The 22,068-nt window shown below is 68.0% G+C and carries 18 protein-coding genes and 1 pseudogene; 11 read left to right on the plus strand and 8 right to left on the minus strand.

Features of this window, described 5'->3' with window-relative positions; genetic code table 11:
* The first annotated feature begins 28 nt into the window (after positions 1–28).
* Positions 29–217: a hypothetical protein gene (locus V6B97_RS04695; RefSeq protein WP_333505331.1), complete on the plus strand. Its 189-nt coding sequence runs from the start codon at positions 29–31 to the stop codon at positions 215–217.
* An 87-nt stretch (positions 218–304) separates the two neighbouring features.
* Here V6B97_RS04695 and V6B97_RS04700 read toward each other — a convergent pair whose 3' ends face one another.
* Positions 305–2,737 carry a Lon protease family protein gene (locus V6B97_RS04700; RefSeq protein WP_333505332.1) on the minus strand — a complete coding sequence of 811 codons (2,433 nt, stop codon included), beginning with the start codon at positions 2,735–2,737 and terminating at the stop codon, positions 305–307.
* Positions 2,738–2,982: 245 nt separating this feature from the next.
* On the opposite strand from V6B97_RS04700, the gene V6B97_RS04705 reads away from it, so the two are divergent.
* From V6B97_RS04705 to V6B97_RS04725, 5 genes are all read left to right on the plus strand, one after another.
* Entirely contained in the window at positions 2,983–3,828 is an 846-nt protein-coding gene (locus V6B97_RS04705; RefSeq protein WP_442935465.1) for a TIGR04283 family arsenosugar biosynthesis glycosyltransferase, read from the plus strand.
* A complete protein-coding gene (locus V6B97_RS04710; RefSeq protein WP_333505334.1) occupies positions 3,825–4,580 on the plus strand; it encodes a TIGR04282 family arsenosugar biosynthesis glycosyltransferase in 756 nt (251 codons plus the stop codon). The genes V6B97_RS04705 and V6B97_RS04710 overlap by 4 nt, the downstream gene beginning before the upstream one ends.
* Positions 4,577–5,710, plus strand: coding sequence for a lipid A deacylase LpxR family protein (locus V6B97_RS04715; RefSeq protein WP_333505335.1), 1,134 nt, complete (start codon positions 4,577–4,579; stop codon positions 5,708–5,710). Before V6B97_RS04710 ends, V6B97_RS04715 begins: the two co-directional genes overlap by 4 nt.
* 391 nt (positions 5,711–6,101) lie before the next feature.
* Positions 6,102–7,091, plus strand: a complete 990-nt coding sequence (locus tag V6B97_RS04720; protein ID WP_333505336.1) for a helix-turn-helix domain-containing protein — start codon at positions 6,102–6,104, stop codon at positions 7,089–7,091.
* 64 nt (positions 7,092–7,155) lie between these two features.
* On the plus strand, positions 7,156–8,934 hold the full coding sequence (locus tag V6B97_RS04725; protein ID WP_333505337.1) for a methyl-accepting chemotaxis protein: 1,779 nt from the start codon (positions 7,156–7,158) through the stop codon (positions 8,932–8,934).
* Between the two features lie 127 nt (positions 8,935–9,061).
* Here the strand turns inward: V6B97_RS04725 and hemC are convergent, their stop codons facing one another.
* The 3 genes from hemC to V6B97_RS04740 form a co-directional block, all read right to left on the minus strand.
* On the minus strand, positions 9,062–10,015 hold the full coding sequence (hemC, locus tag V6B97_RS04730) for a hydroxymethylbilane synthase (protein WP_333505338.1): 954 nt from the start codon (positions 10,013–10,015) through the stop codon (positions 9,062–9,064).
* A gap of 43 nt (positions 10,016–10,058) precedes the next feature.
* Positions 10,059–10,295: an FmdB family zinc ribbon protein gene (locus tag V6B97_RS04735; RefSeq protein ID WP_333505339.1), complete on the minus strand. Its 237-nt coding sequence runs from the start codon at positions 10,293–10,295 to the stop codon at positions 10,059–10,061.
* A 136-nt stretch (positions 10,296–10,431) separates the two neighbouring features.
* Positions 10,432–11,058: a D-sedoheptulose 7-phosphate isomerase gene (locus V6B97_RS04740; protein ID WP_333505340.1), complete on the minus strand. Its 627-nt coding sequence runs from the start codon at positions 11,056–11,058 to the stop codon at positions 10,432–10,434.
* A 281-nt stretch (positions 11,059–11,339) separates the two neighbouring features.
* Between V6B97_RS04740 and V6B97_RS04745 the strand changes: the two genes are divergently transcribed.
* From V6B97_RS04745 to gatB, 4 genes are all read left to right on the plus strand, one after another.
* Positions 11,340–12,191, plus strand: coding sequence for an NAD(+)/NADH kinase (locus V6B97_RS04745; protein ID WP_333505341.1), 852 nt, complete (start codon positions 11,340–11,342; stop codon positions 12,189–12,191).
* A gap of 196 nt (positions 12,192–12,387) precedes the next feature.
* On the plus strand, positions 12,388–14,133 hold the full coding sequence (locus tag V6B97_RS04750; RefSeq protein ID WP_333505342.1) for an ARMT1-like domain-containing protein: 1,746 nt from the start codon (positions 12,388–12,390) through the stop codon (positions 14,131–14,133).
* Between the two features lie 20 nt (positions 14,134–14,153).
* Positions 14,154–14,831: a DUF4254 domain-containing protein gene (locus tag V6B97_RS04755; RefSeq protein WP_333505343.1), complete on the plus strand. Its 678-nt coding sequence runs from the start codon at positions 14,154–14,156 to the stop codon at positions 14,829–14,831.
* A 209-nt stretch (positions 14,832–15,040) separates the two neighbouring features.
* Positions 15,041–16,471, plus strand: coding sequence for an Asp-tRNA(Asn)/Glu-tRNA(Gln) amidotransferase subunit GatB (gatB, locus tag V6B97_RS04760; protein ID WP_333505344.1), 1,431 nt, complete (start codon positions 15,041–15,043; stop codon positions 16,469–16,471).
* A gap of 133 nt (positions 16,472–16,604) precedes the next feature.
* On the opposite strand, the gene ybeY is transcribed toward gatB, so the two are convergent.
* Genes ybeY through V6B97_RS04775 form a run of 3 tightly spaced genes read right to left on the minus strand, consistent with a single transcriptional unit; the run spans position 16,605 to position 20,727 of the window.
* Positions 16,605–17,123 (minus strand): rRNA maturation RNase YbeY, encoded by a 519-nt coding sequence (gene ybeY / locus V6B97_RS04765; protein WP_333505345.1) that lies wholly within the window; start codon positions 17,121–17,123, stop codon positions 16,605–16,607.
* A 6-nt stretch (positions 17,124–17,129) separates the two neighbouring features.
* Complete coding sequence (locus tag V6B97_RS04770; protein WP_333505346.1) at positions 17,130–19,763, minus strand: HDIG domain-containing metalloprotein; 2,634 nt, start codon at positions 19,761–19,763, stop codon at positions 17,130–17,132.
* Positions 19,732–20,727 (minus strand): PhoH family protein, encoded by a 996-nt coding sequence (locus V6B97_RS04775; protein ID WP_333505347.1) that lies wholly within the window; start codon positions 20,725–20,727, stop codon positions 19,732–19,734. Before V6B97_RS04775 ends, V6B97_RS04770 begins: the two co-directional genes overlap by 32 nt.
* Before the next feature lie 457 nt (positions 20,728–21,184).
* On the opposite strand from V6B97_RS04775, the gene V6B97_RS04780 reads away from it, so the two are divergent.
* A complete protein-coding gene (locus V6B97_RS04780; RefSeq protein WP_333505348.1) occupies positions 21,185–21,817 on the plus strand; it encodes a hypothetical protein in 633 nt (210 codons plus the stop codon).
* Positions 21,818–21,950: 133 nt separating this feature from the next.
* Here the strand turns inward: V6B97_RS04780 and V6B97_RS04785 are convergent.
* Positions 21,951–22,068 (minus strand): annotated as a pseudogene (locus tag V6B97_RS04785) (IS1595 family transposase); the annotation flags it as partial.

A 22,068-nucleotide genomic window follows, 5' to 3' on the forward strand; every position in this document is an offset into this window, starting at 1 on the left:
CATCCAGCATACGCAAGGGGAGAAGGTGATGCAGCCGGTGGATCCGGAAGGCTTGAGGGTGCGCTGCCCCTACTGTCACAAGGTGTTCATGATGCGCAAGAAACTACCGGCGTCGGAAACCGCCAGGATTCGGGTGAAATGCCCGAACTGCCGCGAGGAAGTGCTGCTGCCCGGCGAGGTGCTGGTGCAGGCCTGCAAGGGCGGCGCGAAGAAATAGCCCGCACGAAGCCCCGGCATCAGGCGATGCCGGGGCTTCGTGCGTTTTCGCGTGATGGCGTGATGCGCGCCCTTTTAGAAACAGCCCCTAGCGCTTGCGCTTCTGCCTGAAGGCATCCTTGGCCAGCCTGCCCAGTTCGGCCAGGCGGCGGTCCACCTTGTCGTACAGGGTGCCGGGGGTGAACGTGGAATCGGCGCGCATGCGCCCGGCGGGCATGCCGGTGAGCAGTTCCATGGCCTCGGTGATGTGCGCCACCGGCCAGATGGAGAAGCGCCCCTCGTTCACGGCGGCCACCACCTCCTGCTTCAGCATCAGGTGGGCGATGTTGTCGCGCGGCAGGATCACGCCCTGTTCGCCGGTCAGCCCGTGGCGGCTGCACACCTCGAAGAACCCTTCCACCTTGCGGGTCACGCCGCCCACGGCCATGATCTGGCCGGACTGGCTGACCGCGCCGGTGAAGGCCAGCGAAAGCCGGATGGGCACTTCCGCGATGGCCGAAAGCAGCGCCGCCAGTTCCGCGCCGGAGGCGGAATCGCCCTCGATGCCCGCGTAGCTCTGCTCGAAGCACAGGCTGCCGGTCATCACCAGCGGCTTGGTCCGCGCGAACTGGCTGACCAGGTAGCTTTTCAGGATCATCATGGCCTTGGTGTGGATGGGCCCGCCAAGCTCGGCCTCTCGCTCGAGGTCGATGATGCCCCCGTGCCCCACGCCCACGGTGCAGGATATCTGGTGCGGCAGGCCGAACTCGAAGTCGCCGTACCAGGTCACCGACAGGCCGTTCACCCGGCCCACCTCGCTGCCGCTGGTGCGCACCTTGATCAGCTCGCGGTCGTACTCGTCCATGAAGTTCTGTTCGACCAGGTTGGCGCGGTAGGTGCGCGCCACCATGGCGTCGTGCAGGGTGGTGCGGTCCACCAGCGGGCTGCCCTTCATGGAGGCCAGGGCCGACGCCTCGATCATCAGTTCGCGCAGCACCGGGAATTTCAGGGACAGCTTGCGCTGGTCCTCGATGATGCGCGAGCCGTAGTCCACCAGGCCCGCCATGGCGTCGCGGTCGAAGGGCAGCAGCCTGGCCTCGTCGATGATCCGGGCGATGCGCGAAAGGTACACCTTTACGCCGTCGGCGTTGCGTTCGGTGGCCTCGGTGAGGTGCGCCTTGATCTTGAACAGCTTGGGGAAGCGGTCGTCGTTGACCAGGAGCGTCTCGTACATCTCCTCGGTGCCCACCAGCACCACCTTCAGGTTCAGGCGCAGCGGTTCCGGCTCTATGCCCTTGGTCTTGGTGGATTCCTGCCCGTCGCCCGCGTCCTCTATGCGGGCCTGGCCGGAACGCAGGGCGCGCAGCAGCCCTTCCCAGGCGCTGGGGTAGGACAGGATGTCCTCCATGTGCAGCACCAGGAAGCCGCCGTTGGCCTTTTGCAGCGAACCCGCCTTGACCAGGGTGAAGTCCGTGACCAGCGCGCCCATTTCCGATTCGCGCTCGATGCACCCCAGCAGGTTGGACGGGGTGGGGTGGTCGTCCACCACGATGGGCGCGCCGTGGGTCTCGCCGTTGTCCACGAACACGTTGATGTCGTAGCGGAACGACGTGTCCTCCGGCGGCGGGCCAAGGTCCGGCTGCTGCTGCGGATGGGTGGGCAGGTCGCGCTGCACGAAGCCCTCGATGTTGTCCAGGATGTCCTCGCGCATGTCGGCGAAGAAGCGCTTCAACTCGTCGCACGGGCAGGACTTGGCGAACTTGTCGGCCAGCGGCGTCAGGAACTGGTCCAGCACTTCGCGCACCACTTCCTTTTCCAGGGTGCGCTCGTCCTCCACGAAGTCCTGCTCGGCGCGGGTCAGCTTGCGCATCAGGCCGGTCATGGCCTGCAACAGCCGGTCGCCCTTCAGTTTCAGGCTCTTGCGCAGGGTGGCGTCGAGCTTTTCGTACTCGTCCTCGCTGAGGCGCTTGCCCTCCACGATGGGGTACAGGGTCAGGCTGCCGGAATCGTCCATGTCCAGGTTGAAGCCTTCGCCCCCGGCCACGGTGTCCATTTCCTTGAACAGCTTGGCGCGCTGGGTCTGGAATTTGTCCAGCAACAGGGTGCGCTTGCGCACGAAGGCGTCGTGCTCGAAGCGGCTGGGCGCCTCCTTGCGGGCCTTGGACAGGGCCTGGGTGAGGGCGGTGCGCAGCTTGCGCCCCTGCCCGGCGGGCAGCGCGATGAGGCGCGGCTTGTCCGGGTCCTCGAAATTGTAGACGTGGACGAGGTCCGGCGGGGTGTCCATCTTGCGGGCGCGCGGCGCAAGGTACTCGCGCAGCATGTAGGTGCGGCCAAGGTTGGCCTCTCCCGAAAGGTAGACGTTGTAGCCGCCGTCACGGATGTGCAGGGCCAGTTCCAGCGCCTGCAACACGCGGGGCTGGGGGGTGCGGCGCATGCCGTTGCGCGGCGGGCGCGGAATGGCGTCGCTGGTCTCCCACGCGATGCGGGCGGGGTCGAGCGTGGCGCGAAGGCGGGCGGCGGGCAGCGGGGAAACCTTGGTCATGATGCTCCTGCATGGCGAAGGGCTTGATGGAATGCCAGCCCCGGCGCGAGGGGCCGGGGCGTCGTACCGGCGCGAGGGGCCGGGTTTCTCAGCCTAGCCTGTTGCCCCGCGCTTGTCACGTCCCGCAGGGTTTGTCAGCCGGGGCGGGAACGGCTATCATCCGCGCCATGACCGCAGCCCAGTCCCCGCAGCAGCGCCGCGAGGCGGCAGTGCGCGGCGCGGACCCCCGCCCGGCGGAGGTTGGCCTGCCGCCGCATGCCCCGGAACCGGAGGTGTTGTTGTCCGTGGTGGTGCCGGTGCTGCACGAGGCGCAGGGCATCGCGGAACTGGCCGGGCACGTGCGCGCGCTGGCGGCCGGGCTTCCGGATGGCGCGGTGGAACTGGTGGTGGCCGACGGCGCCCCAGAGGGCGACACGCTGGCCGCGCTGGGCACATTGATGGCCGGGGCCGCGTGGCGTGCCGGAACCGGCCCGTCCGGCAAGGATGTTTCAGTCGCGGGGCTGCCCGTGCGCACCGTGGCCGCGCCGCGCGGCAGGGCCCGGCAGATGAACGCCGGGGCCGCCGTGGCCCGGGGCCGGGTGCTGCTGTTCCTGCACGCGGACACCCGTCTGCCGGACGGGGCCTTTCCCGCCGTGCTGCGGGCGCTGGGGGCCGAGGGGCATGGGGACGGCAACGATTCCATCCCCCGCGCCGAGGCTTTCGTCCCTCGCGCCGGGGCGTTCGCTTTGGGCATCGACGCGCCGGGGGCGTGGTTCCGGGTGGTGGAGGCGCTGGGCAACCTGCGCAACCGGCTTGTCCGCACGCCGTACGGCGACCAGGCGCAGTTTTTCCGGGCCGGGCTGTTCCGGGCCATGGGCGGCTACCCCGACCTGCCGCTGATGGAGGACGTGGAGATCATGCGCCGCCTGCGCGGGGCGGGCGAACCGCTGGCCCTGCTGGACCTGCGGGCCGTCACCTCGGCCCGGCGCTGGCGCGACGAGGGGGCCGTGCGCTGCACCCTGCGCAACGTCTGTCTGCGGCTGCTGTACGCGCTGGGGGTTCCGGCGCAGAGACTGGCGCGTTGGTACCGCGCCCGCAAAGGAGCATCATGAGCGACACCTGCGTACTCTTCTTCGTCAAGTATCCCGAGCCGGGCGCGGTGAAGACGCGCCTTGCGTCCGTCATGGGCGCGGAACCCGCCGCCGCCATGTACCGCCATTTCGTGCAGGACATGCTGGCCGAACTGGCCCACGTGAAGGCCGACCTGCGCATCTGTTGCGACACGGGCACGGTCCCCGGCGGCGCGGGCGGTGCGGACGGCCCGCTGGCCGCCTGCAAGGCGTGGCTGGGGCCCCGGCACGCCTGCCAGCCCCAGCGGGGCGACGACCTGGGCGCGCGCATGCGCACGGCCCTTGCCGACGCGTACGGCGCGGGATACGAGCGCGTGGTGGTGCTGGGCAGCGACATCCCCGACTTTCCGCACGAACTGGTGCAGAAGGCCCTGGACGACCTGGACCTGCACGACGCGGTCATCGGCCCCGCCTTCGACGGCGGGTACTACCTGATAGGCTTCCGGCGCGACAGGTTCCTGCCCGGCGTGTTCGAGGGCATGGAGTGGGGCGGCGCCACGGTGTACGCCGCCACCATGGAACGGCTGGAGGCCGCCCGGCTGGACGTGGTGCGACTGCCGGAATGGAACGACGTGGACACTATGTGGGACCTCAACGTGCTCTACCGCACCAACCGCAACAGCTCGTTCCGCAAGTCGTCGTCCTATGCGGCCATGCGCGAGCACGACGCGCTGATCCGCCAGTACGACATGGAACTACCCGTGTGGGCACGGGAAACGGAATCCGGCAAATGAACCCTGCTTCGCTTCTGATGCGCGCGGCATTGTGCGGCGGCCTGCTGGCCCTGCTGCTGTGCGCCCCCGGTCATGCACTGGCCGCCGACGCCGCGTCTGCGGCTTCTCCGTTCCCGGCGCCCGGCGTCGACGGCGGCCTCGCGGACGCCGGAGAGCCGGAAAAGCCCAGGAAGGCCAAGGCGTTCAGCACGCTGGTCATCTACTTCGAGAACGACCTGTTCGGCGGCACCGACCAGTACTACACCAACGCGGTGCAGGCCCGGTTCGTCTCGCCCGACCTCAAGACCCTGTCCGACGACGAAATGCTGCCCGACATGCTGGACGACCTCATCGAGCGCCTGCCCTTCGCGGGCGACCCGGACGCCCAGTACAACGTCAGCGTGGCCTTCGGGCAGGCCATCTACACCCCCTCCGACACCCAGGTCCGGGAATACATTCCCGGCGACCGGCCCTACGCGGGCTTTCTGTACGGGGCCATCGGCCTGCACGCCAAGAAGGGCGACCGCATGGACACCCTGCAATTCACCGGGGGCATCGTGGGGCCTTCGGCGCGGGGAGAGACGGCCCAGAACGAAGTGCACGAGTTGCGCCACATTCCCACGGCAAAGGGGTGGGACAACCAGTTGCACGACGAGCCGGGGCTGATGCTGAGCTGGCAGCGCAACTGGCGGCTGAACTCCGCGTCCACCGGGCGCGGCTTCGGCTGGGACGTGCTGCCCCGCGCGGGGGCCACGGCGGGCAACGTGCTGACCCAGGCCAACGTGGGGGCCGAGGTGCGCTTCGGCTGGAACCTGCCCGGCGACTTCGAGACCTCGCTGATCCGGCCCGGCGGCGGCATCGAGGCCCCCACCGACGATGCGGACCCCCGCGTGCGCGAAAGCTGGGGTTGGTACCTGTTCGCCGGGGCCGACGGGCGGGCGGTGGGCCACGACATCTTTCTGGACGGCAACACCTTTCGCGACAGCCACGACGTGGAGAAGAAGTATTTCGTGGCCGACCTTTCCGGCGGCCTTGCGGTGATCATCGAAGGGGTGCGCATAACCTACACCCACGTCTACCGCACCGAGGAATTCGTGGGGCAGGACCGGGGCCAGCACTTCGGCTCGCTGACCGTGGGGGTGTCGTTCTAGCCACACGGCCGGTGCGCGCCCATCCGGGCGGGCAGAGCCAGCGCATGCACGGGGCGTTCCGCAGGGAACGCCCCTTCTTTTTTGCCGGGGGGGGGCACGCCGTTGCCATGGCCTCCGCAAGCGTCACGAGCGTACCCCTGGCGAGTCTTGCGCTTCCTCATAGGTCGTTTTCCACGCGTACGTAGTCTTTATTTCTGGTAGTCGTCGCTCGTTGCAGTGACAGGCCGCCGTTTTGCGTCCCTTTGTCCTTCCCTTCCTGTCGCCAGGCTCCCTTTTTGTCCGCTCCACATGGCCGGGACCGCACCGGCAGCCGGTTTGTCATGCCATGATTTATAACAGTGATTGCCCGTACCTGGCTGGCTACAATATTATAGACAAAAAAGTAGGCGAGATGGGCAGGTTACTCGGAAGACTCGTCAGAGAAGCACGCCGTGAACGGATGGTTGGCGGCAAGATCCTGTCCATCCGCCAGTTGGCGGACCGTTTGGGGGTGCACCATTCCTACCTCAGCCGCATCGAGCGGGGGGACGACGTCTGCCTGAAGCCGGAGCGGTTGATGCATCTGGCCGACCTGCTGGGGGTGGACAGATATTTCATGCTGGCGGTGGCGGGCATCGTGCCCGAGAAATTGCGCGAAGCCATCTACGAGCATCGCGATGCGTTCGGCATGTTCATCCGTTGCGTCCTGCGTGACGAAGATCTTCCGGCCGAGCCGGATGGCGTGGCGGCCGCGTCCAGGCCGCCGTACTGGCGCATTCCGTACACCGATGACGCGGAACTGCTGCATGGCCTGGTGGCCGCCATGACGCGGGAAGGGTGGATCGTCTCGCGGATGGCCCAGGACCGCATGGCTACACAGTTGTCCACATGCGATCTGCCGTTCTGCGACGTGGACCTGCGGCGCGGCGTCGTCGCCACGGCCGGGGTGCGCAGCCTGCGGGTGTTCCCGGCGCGGCGCGGTGCGGAAGGCGGCGTGGCCTTGGTCCATCGCTCCCGGCGCACGGTGACCGGCAAGCTGGGCGTCATGGTGGCCATGCTGCACAGGATGCGCCATGCAATGGGGGCGCGGGTCCGGGTGGTGGACGGCTTCGGCATGGTCGTCTTCGACAGCAACGAGGATGCCCCGTTGCCCGAAGACGCCCCGGATGACACCCCGGAGGACGCCCCGGAGGACGCCCCGGCGGCCGTGCCGGAGGGCGCAACCGAAGGCAGGCCCGCGCCGCGCATCCTTTTCGAGAGGATGGCGCGGCGCCTCAACGGCACCCACGAAAGCCGCCAGCGTCACGAAAGGGCGCTGCGCAAGCTGGCCATGTCCGCCCATGCGTTCTTTCCGTGGGATGAAATGGAAGCGTTTTCCTACATCATACTGCTGCCGCATTGATACGCCGCCGGGGCAGGTCCGGCGGCGCAACGGGTTCCACCACAACCAGCAAGTCGGGGGATTCATGAACAACGTCAGCGTCGGTCTACGATTGATAGCGGGATTCATTTTTGTTTCGCTGCTTACGCTGGTCACCGCCGGTTCCGGGTATCTGGCCATCGAGAACGCCAGCGAAAGCCTGCGACAGTCCAACGAGGAAATGCTGCCCGCCGTGGCCCACACGGGCAGCATCGAACTGGCCATGCGCAGCATAGTGGTGGCCCAGCGCACCCTGATGATGGAACGCCTGCCCAGGGCCGACCGCGAGCGCCAGCGCGAGGACATCCGCCTCGCGCGCGAGGTCATCGCCAGATCCAGGGGGGAGATGGAGCGGCTGCACCTTTCGTCCGCCGTGCAGGACAAGTGGACCGCCTTCACCGCCACGCTGGATTCGGTGCGCGCCACCAACGACGAGATCATGGCCGCCATCCAGGAATGGGAACGGGACATCGCCGACGGGGACCGCATGAACAGGGCGGCGGAAATGGTCACCGGCAAGGGGGTGCAGGCCAATGTGCGGCTGGCCGAGGCCGCCGCGGCGGTGCAGGAGGCCGTGCGGGCGGAGGCCCGCGCCGCCCGGATCGAAAGCGCGGCCGAGGCGCGCATGGCGCACAACACCGCCATCATGCTCGCCATCGGCGCGCCGTTGCTGTCGCTGCTGCTCGGCATCCTCATCTCGCGGTCCATCACCCGCCCGCTGGGGGGCGCGGTGTCGTTCGCGCAGTTGGTGGCCGGCGGCAACCTGAACGCGGACCTTGCGGTGCGCGGGCGCGACGAGATCGGCCGACTGGCCGACGCCCTGCGGGTGATGGTGGACACCCTGAAGGCCAAGATCGCCGAGGCCGAGGACAAGAGCGAGCAGGCCGCCCGCAAGGAGCAGGAAGCGCTGGCCGCCATGCGCGAGGCGGAAGAGGCCCGCAGGCAGGCGGAAAGCGCCAAGCGCGAGGGCATGTTGCAGGCCGCCGCGCGGGTGGAGGGCGCGGTGGAGGTGGTGTCGTCCGCGTCCGAGGAGCTTTCGGCCCAGATCGAGCAGGCCGACCGGGGCGCCGAGGAGCAGGCCAAACGCGTTTCCGAGACGGCCACGGCCATGGAGGAAATGAACGCCAGCGTGCTGGAGGTTGCCCGCAACGCCGGGAACACCGCCGAGGTTTCCGACACGGCGCGCACCAAGGCCGCCCACGGCGCCGCCCTGGTGGAACGGGTGGTGGGCAACATCGACTCGGTGCGGCGGCAGTCGCTGGATCTCAAGACCGACATGGAGGACTTGGGCCGCCAGGCGGAGTCCATCGGGCAGATCATGAACGTGATCAGTGACATCGCGGACCAGACCAACCTGCTGGCCCTGAACGCGGCCATCGAGGCGGCCCGGGCTGGCGACGCCGGGCGCGGATTCGCCGTGGTAGCCGACGAGGTGCGCAAGTTGGCCGAAAAGACTATGCAGGCCACCGTGCAGGTGGGCGAGGCCATCCGGGGCGTGCAGCAGGGCACCCGCAAGAACATGGAGAACGTGGACCGCTCGGTGCAGGGCATCGAGGAGGCCACGCAACTGGTGCGCGAATCGGGCGAGGCGCTGGACGAGATCGTGCGGCTGGTGGAGACGGCCAGCGACCAGGTGCGCTCCATCGCCACGGCGTCGGAGCAGCAGTCCTCGGCCAGCGAGGAGATCAACCACGCCGTGGAGCAGGTCAGCACCATCTCCGGCGAAACGGCGCAGGCCATGCGCGAATCGGCGCGGGCCGTGTCCGCGCTGGCCGAGCAGGCCCAGGTGCTGAAGCGCCTGGTGGACGAGATGAAGGCCGGATAGCCGTACGGCGGCGTCAATCGATAGCGTCAGTCGATAGCGTTAGTCGACGGCATCAATAACAACGCGGGCCGCCCTTCCTTGCCGGAGGGGCGGCCCGTCATGTTTGCAATGGGAAGCCGGAGATGGCCTAGTGCGCGGCCTCGCCGCTGCCGTACACCTCGGCCAGGATTTCCCCGGCGCCGTCGGCCACCAGTTGCGCGGCCAGGTCCAGGCCGGTCTTGCGGGCGGCGGCGCCGTCGGGGGCGCTGACGCCGTTCACCGTGCGGCGGATCACCCGCGCGCCGGTCAGGTCGGCCACCAGCCCTTCCAGGGCGAAGGTGGCGTCGCCGGTCATCACGGCGTGCCCGGCGATGGGCACCTGGCAGCCGCCCTGCAACCCGGCCAGGAAGCCGCGCTCGGCCTCCACGCGGATGCGGGTGGGGGTGTGCTCCATGAAGGCCAGCAGTTCGCGCAGGTCGGTCCGGTCGCCCCGGAATTCGATGCCCAGCGCGCCCTGGCCCACGGCGGGCAGGAAGGCGGGCGGGCCCAGCACTTCGCTCTTGGGCGCGGAAAGGCCAAGACGCTTCATGCCTGCCGTGGCCATGATGATGGCGTCGAACTGGCCCTCGGAAAGCTTGCGCAGGCGGGTATCCACGTTGCCGCGCAGGGACACCACGTTCAGGTCCGGGCGCAGGGCCAGCAGTTGCGACTGGCGGCGCAGGCTGCTGGTGCCCATGGTGGCCCCGTGGGGCAGGGCGGCCAGCGAGTCGTGGTGCACGGACAGGAAGGTGTCGGACGGCTCCTCGCGTTCGGGGATGATGCCCAGCACCAGCCCTTTCGGCAGTTCCATGGGCACGTCCTTCATGCTGTGCACGGCAAGGTCGGCCCGGCCGTCCAGCAGCGCCTCCTCTATTTCCTTCACGAACAGGCCCTTGCCGCCCACCTTGGCCAGCGGCACGTCGAGGATGATGTCCCCCCGGGTCTTCAGCACCAGCAGTTCCACCGAAACGCCGGGGTGACGGCCCTCGATGCGGGACTTGACGTGTTCGGCCTGCCACAGGGCCAGCTTGCTGCCCCGGGTGGCGATGACGAGTTTCTTCATGTGGTTGCGCGCGGTGAGAGGATGAAATCGTGGATATGCACGGCTAGCCGCAGGTGGAGCAGTTCCCGCCCGAACACCCGGAGCAGCCGCCACGGCTGGACTTGGGGAAGGTCACGGTCTGCCCCACGCGCGAGGGCGCGGGCATCTTGAAGCAGGCGCAGGACAGCTGCTTTTCGGTGCGGGCGGAACCGCAGGCGGGGCAGGGGGGCACGTCGTCCCCGAAGACGAGTTCCTCGAACTTCTTGCCGCAGGCGGTGCATTCGTATTCGTAGATGGGCATGATGCGTGTCTCCTCCAAAGGCGGTGCGAAAGGCTGCCCCGCTGTGCCGCAGCCCCGTGCCATGCGGGGCCGCGCGACGCGGGGCGGAACTATGCCGGGCGTGCGCCGTGCCGGAAGGGGCGGGCCGTTCCGGCGTCTATTCCGGTGCGCTGCCTTCCAGATATGGTTGCAGGGCCAGCACGTTCTCGAACAGGAAATGGTCGGTCAGCTGGCACAGCAGGTGCCCCACGGTGATGTGGATTTCCTGCACCAGCGGGGTGCGCCGGTCGGAAACGTCCAGCAGGTAGTCGCACAGCGGGGCCATTTCGCCGCCGCCGCGCCCGGTCATGCCCACGGTGGTCACGCCCTTTTCGCGCGCGGCCTTCAGCGCCAGCACCACGTTGGGGCTGTTGCCCGAGGTGGAGATGCCCACCAGCATGTCGCCAGCCTGGCCCAGCGCCTGCACCTGCTTCTGGAACACCTGCTCGAAGCCGTAGTCGTTGCCGATTGCGGTAAGTATCGAGGTGTCGGTGGTCAAGGCCAGCGCGGGCAGGGGCGGGCGCTCCATCATGAAGCGGTTGACGAATTCGGCGGCCAGGTGCTGGGCGTCGGCGGCGCTGCCGCCGTTGCCGCAGAACATGATCTTGCGGCCGCGCGCAAGGGTGAGGGCCATCTGGCGGGCCAGTTCCACCACGTGGTCGGCGTGTTGCTGGAAATAGCGTTCGCGAAGCCTGGCGCCTTCGGCGGCGTGCTCGAGCACGATCTGGCGGGCGGTGTCGGTCATGGAGCGGTGAATACCTCTGCGGCGGCCGTGCGGCCAGCCCGTGGATGTTGCGGAACCACTCGGCAGTATACCAAATGGCCGGACGTGACAACCGTGGGGCGCGCCGGGGCCGCGACCGTGCACCCGCCCGACCAGCCCACGAGTCCGGCCCCCGGAACAGGGCAGGGAGACGGGGGCCGCCTTGCGTCCATGGGCATCCGGCCGGTGCCGCCAGCCGTCCCGCGCGGTGTTTCTCGCGGTTATTCCTTGAAGGCGCGGGCGGTTTCCACTAGGAACACTCCATGCACACCGCGCTTCGCTTCATTCTCATCGTCACCAAGTCGGGCCACCGCGAGGCGGAGGCCCTTGGCGAACGCATGCGCGCTTGGCTGACCGCGCGCGGCCTTGCGGCGCAGGTGGTGAAGAACACCGGCGACGCCGTGTCCCGGGCCGTGGCCGCGCGGGAATGCAGCCTGGCCCTGGTGCTGGGCGGCGACGGCACCATCCTTGGCGTGGCCCGGCGGTTGCTGGGCACCGGAGTGCCGCTGCTGGGGGTGAACCTGGGCAAGGTGGGCTTTCTGGCCGAGGTTTCCGCCACCCGCTGGGAAGCCAGCCTGGAACGGCTGCTGTCCGGCGGCGTCACCGCGCACGAACGGCTGGCCCTGTCCTTTCGCGTGGAGCGCGACGGCGTGACGGTGCATTCCGGCGGCGCGGTGAACGACGTGGTCATCAATCGCGGCATCCTGGCGCGGGTCATCAACCTGGACCTGCGGGTGGGCTCCGAACGGCTGGGCGAACTGCGCGCTGACGGGCTGATCGTCTCCACGCCCACCGGGGCCACGGGGTATTCCGTGTCCGCGCGGGGGCCGCTGGTGCACCCGCAACTGCACGTGTACACGGTGACGCCCATCTGCCCGTTCCTGAACAACCTGCTGCCGCTGGTGCTGCCCGGCGAGGCGCGCCTTTCGGTGACGGTGCGCGACCGCACCACCGAGGTCTACCTGACCCAGGACGGGCAGGAGGGCTACGCCCTTCAGACGGGCGACGTGGTGCACGTGGAGCGCGCGCCCGGCGGCATGCTGTTCGCCGCCATCGAGGAACTTTCGTACTACCGCAAGCTGAAGGCCAAGGGATTCATCAAGGATCAGGCTTAGGGGCCTGGGCGCAGCCCGGTACATGCCGCCCGCGCCTTCCGCAGTCCACGGTCGTCCCTCCGGACATCGCGTCCCCCGGACATCGCGTCTCCCTGACATCATGTTCGGCGCGCGGCTGTCCGCTCCGTCTCCGCGACGGCCCTTTGCCGGGGGGCCGCCCCGCCATGCCACCCGGCCCCGCCGACACGAGGTCGCCATGCGAAAGCTGCCCGAGTTCGACGCCGTCAGGGACATCCGCCTGCGCAAGGACCCCTATTTCGACGCGTGGATCTACAACTTCATGACCGAGAACAATCTCGAACACCTCATGAACCCCACGCTCATCGCCACCCCGGAGCAGTTGCGCTTCATGGTGGCCCTGGCCGACGACCAGGTCTACGTGCCCTGCTCGGACGAAACCTTCCGCCTGCTCACCGCGCCGGAAACGCCCCGCGCCCTGCAGGAACAGTACAACCGCGCCTGGCGCATCATCATGCGCCTGGTGCGCAGCGCCACGCACATCGAAAAGCAGGTCAAGCGGCGCATCATGCAGTACTGCCGCCACCGCTTCCGCCTGCACATCAGCCAGCACACCGCCATCCCCTCGCGGGTGGTCAAGCGCCTGACCAGCATCGTGCTCACCCAGTCCGGCCAGGAAGACCCGTGGGAAGGCCGCAAGCAGGCCGCCAACCGCAAGGCCCGCGCCCTGTTGCAGGACCCGGCGTTGCAGCGCCTGCTGCGCCGCCCCCCGGCCACCCTGGACCCGCGCAAGGACATCGTGGACATGCGCTGGGAACTGGACCTCACGGAACTGGTCCGGCTGCTGCACGTGGCCATGCGCGGCCGCCGCTGGCTGGAATGTCCGCCCTCGCCGCTGGAGGTGGAACAGGCCCTGGAGGCGGTGGGCGAGCCTTCCGCCCAACTGCGCCTGCTGTTCGGCCCGGAAACCGAGCCGCGCAAGAAGATCCTGTACCTGTGCGACGGCGACGGCGGGGTCATGTTCGACCTCGCCATCATCCGCGTGCTGCTGCGCATGGGGCACCAGGTGGTGCTGGCCCTGAAGGAGGGCTTCTTCTTCTACGCGCCCATGATCTGGGACGTGGAGTCCGACCCGGTGCTGAAGGAGGAGATGGAGTCCGCCTTCGTGCTGCACGACGACCGGGTGACCAAGAACGACCTGTTGCGCCACCTGCGCGAGCACCGCTTCGTGGTCGTTTCCGACGGCACGCGCGAGCGGTTGAACCTGTACCGCGCCAGCGTCACCTTTGCCCGCGCCTGGAAGGAATGCGACGTGGTCATGGCCAAGGGCTGGCGCGCCGACCACACCTTTTTGCGCACCAGCCACCAGTTCACCCGCGATGTCGTGTGCTTCTGGTGCGACGACGACGGCGGCTGCCACATCACCTGCAAGCCCCGCGCGACCGGGGTGCGCAAGTTCACGGAAAAGGATCTGGCCGGCAAGGCCGACGAGATCATCGAAGCCATGCGCGAGGCGCGCCAGCAGGGCAAGGCCGTGATGTTCTACAGTTGCATCATCGGCTCCATTCCCGGCCAGACCAAAACCGCCATCACCGTGGTCGATACCTTCGTGCGGCACCTGCGCGAAAAGCTGGACACCACCTTCATCATCAACCCCGCCGAGCACTTCGAGGAAGGCATGGACGGCGACGACCTGATGTTCATGTGGGAACGGGTCCAGCGCAGCGGGCTCATCGACGTCTGGCGTTTCCAGACCGTTGAGGATATAGAGACGAGCTTCGCGTTGCAGGAACGCAAGGTGCCCTCGGTGTGGTCGGGCAAGGATTCCACCTACTCCACCGGCTGCACCAAGGAAATGCAGATCGCCCTCGACATGCAGAAGAAGCACCGCGAACTCCAGATCATCGGCCCGTCGCCGGACAACTTCTTCCGCCGCCGCGAATACGGCGTGGGCAAGTACTTCGACGTGGGCATCAGCGGATAACCCAGCCTCAAGGATACACGATGCAGACTCCCCATGCCGTGGCGACGTTGCTCACGGAATGCTTCGACGCCCAGCACCGGGCCACCGCCGCCTGGCACGTGGCCGAACCCCCGGCGCACGAGCCCGCGCCAGACCCGGCAGACGCGCCGGATACGGCGGGCACGGTGGCCGACGCCTCCCTGCTGCACCGGCTGGTGCTGGCCCAGCACCTGATGAACTTCCGCCTGTGGCATGTGGAGGATACCGCCCGCCGCATCGACGTGGGGCCGGATGTCATCGCCCGCTGCAAGCGCACCATCGACGGCCTGAACCAGCGCCGCAACGACTACATGGAAAAGGTGGACGCCTGCCTGGTGGCGTTGCTGCGCCCGTTGCTGCCCGCGCCCGCCCCCGGCCGGCGCCCGCGCCACAACACCGAATCGCTGGGCATGGCCGTGGACCGGCTGTCCATCCTCAGCCTGAAGGTCTTCCACATGGAAGAGCAGACCGAGCGGACCGACGCCGCGCCCGAACACCGCCAGCGCTGCGCCGACAAGCTGGCCGTGCTGCGCGAGCAGCGCGCCGACCTGGCCCAGGCCGTGCTGGACCTGGCCGGGGAATTCCTGGAAGGCCGCAAGCAGCCCAAGGCGTACTACCAGTTCAAGATGTACAACGATCCCAGCCTCAACCCCGAGCTGTACAGGAACGTGAAGGGGTAGGAATCGTGTGAGCGGGGGGCGCTGCCCCCCGGCCCCCCGCAAGGGGACCGCGACGCTTTGCGATCGCTATCCGTAATGTTCGCGCGTTGCGCTCACATAACGGCTACCGTCCCTTGACCCCATAAATGGGGGTGCAGGGGGCGGCAGCCGGAGGCGTGAAAACGCCGCCGCCCATTACGCCGCAAGACAAGTAGTTCAGGAGATTCGTCATGGCCTTGTACGAAGCCGTCATCGGGCTGGAGGTGCACGCCCAGTTGCGCACCGAATCGAAGCTGTTCTGTTCCTGTTCCACCGCGTTCGGTGCGGCCCCCAACACCAACGTGTGCGAAGTGTGCTCCGGCATGCCCGGCGTGCTGCCGGTGCCCAACGCCCGCGCCGTGGAATACGCCGCGCGCATGGGCATGGCCGTGAACTGCACGGTGAACCCGGTTTCGGTGTTCGCGCGCAAGAACTACTTCTATCCGGACCTGCCCAAGGGCTACCAGATTTCGCAGTTCGAAACGCCCATCTGCGAGCACGGGCACCTGGACATCACGGTGAACGGCCAGACGCGCCGGGTGGGCATCACGCGCATCCACATGGAGGACGACGCGGGCAAGAACATCCATTCGGCGGGCGACAACGCCAGCTACGTGGACCTGAACCGCTCGGGCGTGCCGCTCATCGAGATCGTCAGCGAGCCGGACATGCGCAGCGCCGAGGAGGCCGTGGCCTACCTGAAGGCCCTGCACGCCATTGTGGTGTACCTGGGCATCTGCGACGGCAACATGGAGGAGGGCAGCTTCCGCTGCGACGCCAACGTATCCATCCGGCCCAAGGGGCAGCAGGAGTTCGGCACCCGCGCGGAACTGAAGAACCTGAACTCGTTCCGCAACGTGCAGCGGGCCATCGAGTACGAAATCGCCCGCCAGCAGGACGTGCTGGAGGACGGCGACGCCGTGGTGCAGGAAACCCGTCTGTACGACGCGGTGAAGAACGTCACCGTGTCCATGCGCGGCAAGGAAGAAGCCCACGACTACCGCTACTTCCCCGACCCGGACCTGATGCCCGTGCGCATCGCCCAGGAAGACCTGGCCCGCTGGCGCGCCGACCTGCCGGAACTGCCGCAGGCCCGCCGCGCCCGGTTCGTGGAGCAGCACGGCCTGTCCGGGCAGGACGCCGACGTGTTGACGGCGGACCGGGGGCTGGCCGACTTCTTCGAGGCGGCCACGGCCGCCTGCGGCCAGCCCAGGAAGGTGGCCAACCTGATGCAGGGCGCGCTGCTGCGCGAACTGAACCAGCGCGCGGTGACGGTGGACGCCATCGCCATGCGGCCCGAGGCCCTTGGCGAACTGGTGCGCATCGTGGAGGCGGGGCTGATCAGCGCCAAGATAGCCAACGACATCTTCGGCGAACTGGTGGACACCGGGGCCATGCCCGAAGCCTTCGTGAAGGAGCGCGGGCTGGTGCAGATTTCCGACACCTCGGCCATCGAGACTGCCGTGGACGAGGCCATCGCCGAAAACCCGGCCGAAGTGGAAGCCTACAAGGGTGGCAAGACCAAGCTGATCAGCTTCTTCATGGGACAGATCATGCGCAAGACCAAGGGCAAGGCCAACCCGGCCCTGGTGACGGAGTTGCTCCAGAAGAAACTCGGATAGTTCGCGGTCCTGCCGGGCCATGGCGCGGCACAAGACGGAACGCGGACGCCGAACGCACTGCGGGGGCGGAAGAACCGGAAAGGTTCCTCCGCCCCCGCTTCGTTTGTCGGCAAGGGATGGAAGGGGACGGCACTCAGCCCAGAACGGCCTGCCCGGCGGCTTGCGCGGCGTCGGTGAAGCCGTCCATGTCCGGGCCGTGGTCGTACCCGGCCAGGTGGCCAAGGCCGTGCGCCAGCAGGCGCAGGGCGTGTTCCACCGGCTCCTGCCCGTACAGCAGGCATTCGCGCCGCCAGGTGTCCAGCGACAGCACCAGCCAGCCCAGGTGGCAGGGGGAACCCTCCGGTTCTCCGCCGCCGTCAGGAGCATCGTGCGCGAAGTCTTCCGGCGGCATGGGCGGCGGCACGGGCGCGCCGTCTTCCGGCACCGGCGGCACGCCGTCACCGGCGGGAAAGGACAAGATGTTGGTGGGACCGGTGCAGCCAAGATGGGCGGCGTTCAGGCGGGCGATTTCGTCGTCGCCCACCAGGTCCAGTTCCACGGTGCATCCGGCAAGGCCGGTGGCGTCCAGCATGGCCGCGAACACGGCGCGCAGTTCGCAGGGGGCCAGGGGCAGCATCCAGCCCAGGCCGGGGGCGCGGCGCAGCACCAGCATGGCGGCCTAGCCGGGCTTGCCGGACTTACCGGATTGGGCGTCGGGGGGGAGGGGCGGCGCGGCCGGGCCGTCCGCCGGCGTACCCGCCGGTTCCGGCTCCCGCGCCGGGGCGGCAGCGGCCTCGTCTCCCCTTGCCGGGCCATCGCCGTTGCCGCCGTCCAGGGTGCCGTAGCAGCAGGGCATGGGCGGCTGCGGCTCTTCGCAGACGGGGCATGCCGGGCTGGCCGGGCAGGGAGGGGGACAGGCGGGGCAGGGGCCATCGGCCTTTTTGCCGCTCTTCTCCGCCGCCTTGCCGTTCCTGTCCTGTCCGCTTTTCTCGGCCCCGCTCTTGTCCCCGGTTTTCTCCGGGCACTTTTCCGCGCCCTTCTCGCCGCATTTGGGCGCGTCGCGATCGGGACTGCGGTCGGGCTGGCCGGGCTTGGCCGCGTCGGGGTAGCCGATGCGCTGGTGGAACAGTCCGGTAAGGATGCGGTGGAAGTTCTCGCCCAGTTTGTGCAGGTCCTTGAAGGTCAGTTCCGACTCGTCAAGCTGCCCTTCGGCGAAGATGCCCTTGACGATGGTGTCGATGTGCCCCTTGATGCGCGCCGGGGTGGGGTCCACCAGCGTGCGGCTGGACGCCTCCACGGCGTCGGCCAGCATGACGATGGCCGCCTCGCGCGTCTGGGGGCGCGGGCCGGGGTACTGGTAGTCCTGCTCGCGCGGGTTTTCGCCCTGGTTCACGGCCTTTTGGTAGAAGTAACGGATCACCCGCGTGCCGTGGTGCTGGCCGATGATGTCCACGATCTCCTGCCCCAGGCGGTGCTGCTGGGCCAGTTCCGCGCCCTTCTTGACGTGCGAGGTGAGAATCAGCGCGCTCATGGACGGGGCCAGCTTGTCGTGCTTGTTGCGCCCGCCGAACTGGTTCTCGATGAAGTATTCCGGGCGGCTCAGCTTGCCGATGTCGTGGTACAGCGCGGCCACCTTGCACAGCAGGCTGTTGGCGCCGATGGCCTTGGCCCCGGCCTCCACCATGTTCGAGACGATGAGCGAGTGGTGGTAGGTGCCGGGCACCGCCACCATCAGGTCCTGCAACAGCGGCTGTTCCAGGTTCATCAGCTCCATGAGCCGGAAGCGCGTGGTGTAGCCCAGGCACAGCTCGATGATGGGGGAGAGCGCGAACAGCAGCAGCAGCGAGAGCATGGCGTTGACCACCACGGCCAGCAGCCCCCACGCCAGCGCGGCCGGGTCCACGTGCCCCCCCAGCGCCGTGGCGCCCAGCCAGACGAAGGCCAGGCCCGCGCACAGCGGCAGCATGCTCCACACCACGTCCTGGCGGGTCTGGGCGCGGGTGACCAGCCAGGTGTTCCACATGGCGCCCAGGAAATAGAACATGAACAGGGACAGCCCTCCGCCCGCCAACACGGTGCAGAAGAAGGCCAGCAGCAGGCCGGTGACGCAGTAGCGCCGGGCCGAGAAGATCAGCGCGGCCAAGCCCGCCGCCCCGGCCACGGGAAAGGCGAAGGCCAGCACTTCCGGCGTCAGCGCAGCGCCCTGCTCCAGCACCCGCTGGCCCAGCAGCGTCAGCCCCTTGGACATCAGCGCGAACACCAGCAGCAGCAGCGCCACGAAGAACAGGTCCTTCTGGCGCACGGCGGAGCCCATGCGACCGCTGGGCGAGAACAGCATGCCTGTGCCCAGCAGCAGAGAGGTGACCAGCACCCCGGCCACGGTGGCCAGGTGCACCTTTTCGCCCTTGCGGGCCCACAGGGCCTGCAATTTCAGCTGCTGTTCGCGGCTCACCCGCTCGCCCTGGCGCACCACCACCTCGCCCTTCTGGATGCGGTAGAACACCGGCTCCACGGCGGCGGTCATTTCCGCCACGCGGGCGTCGGTGGCCTCGCGGTTCAGGGTCAGGGTGGGCGAGAGCAGGGGAGAGATCAGCAACACGGCGGTGCGCCGCACGGCCAGCGAAGCCCTGGTCTCGTTCTTCAGGTTCTGGCTCAGTTCGGAGACCACCGAGCGCAGGTCGTGCAGGTTCTGCAAGTCGGTGCGCAGGGTTTCGCCGCCGCTGCCCAGGTCGCGCAGCAGCACCCCGCCCTTGAACTGGAGCACGATGCGCGTATCGGCGGAGACGCCTTCGGCCAGGCGCGATTCCACCCACGGCAGGGCGCGGGTGGTCACCAGGGTCTGCAATTCCTCGCTGGCCAGCACGCTCAGGGTGCGTTCGGTGATTTCCGTGCCCAGGGCTTCGGCCAGTTGCCAGCGCAACTGTTCCTGCTCCGCCGGGTCGGCGTGGTTCACGGCCAGGAAGATTTCGTGCACCCGCTGGCGCAGGGCGGTGATGGGCTCGCGGCTCAGGTCGAACACGGCGGGCTGCAACTGGGCCACCTGGTCGCGCCGGGCGCGGGTGCCCTGCACGTCCTCCACCAGCAGGTCGCGGTCGGCCGTCACCTCTTGCGAGGCGACCTCTCCGGCCACGTACAGCCGCACCGAGGGCGACAGGTTGGCCCCGGCCAGCACGGCCAGCACGGCAAGGGTCAGGCAGAAGAAGAACAGCCCCGGCCCGGCCTGGTGGCGCGCCAGCCAACGGAACGGCGCGGCCACGAATTCGGCCGTCAGGGCTCTGGGTCTAGCGCGGGTCTGCGGTCTCGTGGCGTTCATAGGCCTGCACGATCCTGCCCACCAGGGGGTGGCGGATCACGTCGTCTTCGTGGAAGCGGATGGAGCGGATTCCCTTGACGCCTTCAAGCACGCGCAGGGCGTGCACCAGGCCGGAACGCGACAGCGCGTCGGCCTTGCCCGATGCGGGCAGGTCTATCTGGGTGATGTCGCCGGTGATCACCGCGCGCGAGCCGAAGCCCATGCGGGTGAGAAACATCTTCATCTGTTCCTGGGTGGTGTTCTGGGCCTCGTCCAGGATGATGAACGCGTCGTTCAGGGTGCGGCCGCGCATGAAGGCCAGCGGCGCGATTTCGATGATGCCCGTCTCCAGCATGTCGGCCACCTTCTGGAAGTCCTGCATGTCGTGCAGGGCGTCGTACAGCGGGCGCAGGTAGGGGTTCACCTTCTCCACCAGGTCGCCGGGCAGAAAGCCCAGCTTTTCGCCCGCCTCCACGGCGGGCCGGGTGAGGATGATGCGCTTGACCTTCTTGGCCAGCAGCATGGACAGGGCCACGGCCACGGCAAGATAGGTCTTGCCGGTGCCCGCCGGGCCCACGGCGAAGACCATGTCGTTCTCGCGCAGGGCGGCCACGTAGTCGCGCTGGCTGAGGGTCTTGGGGGTGATGGTCTTGCGGGGAGAGACCACGAACACCGCGTCGCGGAAGATGCGCCGCAGGTCGGCCGAGGGGTCGCGGTCCAGCATGCCGTAGGCATAGGCCATGTCGCGCGGGTACACGGGGTGGCCCGACTTCAGCAGGCCGTACAACTGCGCCAGCAGGTTCAGCACCGTTTGGCGCACGCGGGCGTCGTCCGCGTCCACGGTGACGGTGGCCCCGCGCGTGTCCAGGCGTACGCCCGACTTTTCCGCGATCAGGGCAAGATTGGCGTTGTGAGCGCCGAACAACTGGTTGGCCAGCGCGGCGTCGTCGAATTCCAGCGTGGCGGCGGTGGTGGTTTGCGACATGTGTCTCGTGGGTTGCGGTGGGCGGAGCGGCGTTGCGGGCAATGCGCGGCAAACGCGGCGCGGCCGGTCCGGCTGCCGGGCGCGGGGGCGCATGGCACGGGAACGGCCGTGGCTCCGGCCGGACGTGGACCCGGCTTGCGGAAACGCGGCAGGAAGCCCAATCGGCAACCGGATGACGACCAGTTGGCGACCGGATGGCGAGAGGATGGGGGCGCGCCGCGCGGATGTCCGTTACCGCCCCGATAGCCCGTTTCAACCCCGGCGTCCAATGGTTTCGCTGCCTACGGGCACGACGGTATGTGCTGGCGCATATACGTGCGTGGCGACGTGCGGGAGCGGCGCGCCGGCGCGCGGCCCGGATGCCGGCGCAGCGAGGAGAGTGAGTCCGCGCTGGCATGGGCGATGCATCAAGCAATGTAAAGGCGGAACCCGGCAAAATCGTCCGCCCGGAGGCAGCATGTCCATCTCGCCCATCAACGGCTACGGCAGCTACGGCACGTACGGCATCGACCTTTCGAACTACACCGACGGCAGTTCCACCACGTCGTCCTCGTCGTCCTCGTCATCCGGCGCGTCGTCGTCTTCCGCGTCCGGCAACACGGTGACCGGCCTTTCGCTGGATTACCTGTCCCAGCTTTCCGCCGTGCTCAAGGAAATTTCGCCCAACGCCACCGGCAAGCTGACCTTCAGCATGGTGGAGGACTACCGCAAGCAACTGGAGGAGGAGTTTTCCGCCAAGGTGCGCGAAGACCTGACCAAGCTGGGCGTGGACGAGAACGTGGAATTCCGGGTGGTCACCAACGAGAAGACCGGTGGCGTCTCGGTGATTACCGACAGCGCGGACAAGGCCAAGATCGAACAGTATTTCAAGGACAATCCGGACATGGTCAAGCAACTCCAGAAGATCCAGACCCTGTCCAACCTCGAGAAGGCCCGCAAGGCGGAAGGATATTCCGCCCAGGACGTGAAGACCCGCCTGCAGATGGAAGCCATGAGCGCCTGGTGGAGCGAGGACGGCGCGGCGTCGCAGATCATGGACTATACCGCCGACCAGGCCACCTTTCTTACAGGGTTGCGCGCGCGGGTGTAGGGGGTGTTTCCAAATTGTCTTTTCGCCCGCTGGCTTCGTCAAACTTCACCTGCCATATCGGTCGAATACGATAAGAGTATACTCCCTCATGGCAGGCTCGTTTTCCTCGCCAGCGAACGAAAATCCTAAGGCTCTAGACCATCAGGTCTTTGTTTTTTGATACCAGTCGGTTCAGTTCGGCAATGAGTTGGGGCAGGGGCTTGTTGTAGCGCCATTCACATTCTTTGAGGTGTAATTCGAAGTTCCTCTTC

The organism is Nitratidesulfovibrio sp. 1201_IL3209, assembly GCF_036763125.1.
In the GTDB taxonomy this organism is placed as follows: Bacteria; Desulfobacterota; Desulfovibrionia; order Desulfovibrionales; family Desulfovibrionaceae; genus Cupidesulfovibrio.